Here is a 390-nt window from a genome sequence, read left to right on the forward strand (position 1 = left end):
TGATATCCTGTTGGGCTATCGCCAAGCGGTAAGGCACTGGCTTTTGATGCCAGCATTCCCTGGTTCGAATCCAGGTAGCCCAGCCATTACAACGTTACTTAGACAAACCATAAGTCTTCTTAACTATACTCTTTGCTAGAGTAAAAGCTTTGCTGCGGTCGTGGCGGAATTGGTAGACGCACCAGATTTAGGTTCTGGCGCCGAGAGGTGTGAGAGTTCAAGTCTCTCCGACCGCACCATTATTTAGATATCTTAAATGATATCCTGTTGGGCTATCGCCAAGCGGTAAGGCACTGGCTTTTGATGCCAGCATTCCCTGGTTCGAATCCAGGTAGCCCAGCCATTACAACGTTACTTAGACAAACCATAAGTCTTCTTAACTATACTCTT

General features: G+C 46.7%; 3 tRNA genes. All 3 read left to right on the top strand.

Annotated elements, in window-relative coordinates:
- Window positions 1–11 precede the first annotated feature (11 nt).
- The 3 genes from H5300_RS27120 to H5300_RS27130 all read left to right on the top strand — a co-directional run bounded on the left by H5300_RS27120 (window position 12) and on the right by H5300_RS27130 (window position 343).
- Window positions 12–86 (top strand) — tRNA-Gln (locus H5300_RS27120).
- Between the two features lie 68 nt (window positions 87–154).
- Window positions 155–239: transfer RNA gene (locus H5300_RS27125), tRNA-Leu, on the top strand.
- Between the two features lie 29 nt (window positions 240–268).
- Window positions 269–343: transfer RNA gene (locus H5300_RS27130), tRNA-Gln, on the top strand.
- Window positions 344–390 lie beyond the last annotated feature (47 nt).

The sequence above is a fragment of the Vibrio sp. SG41-7 genome, from assembly GCF_014164465.1.
In the GTDB taxonomy this organism is placed as follows: Bacteria; Pseudomonadota; Gammaproteobacteria; order Enterobacterales; family Vibrionaceae; genus Vibrio; species Vibrio splendidus.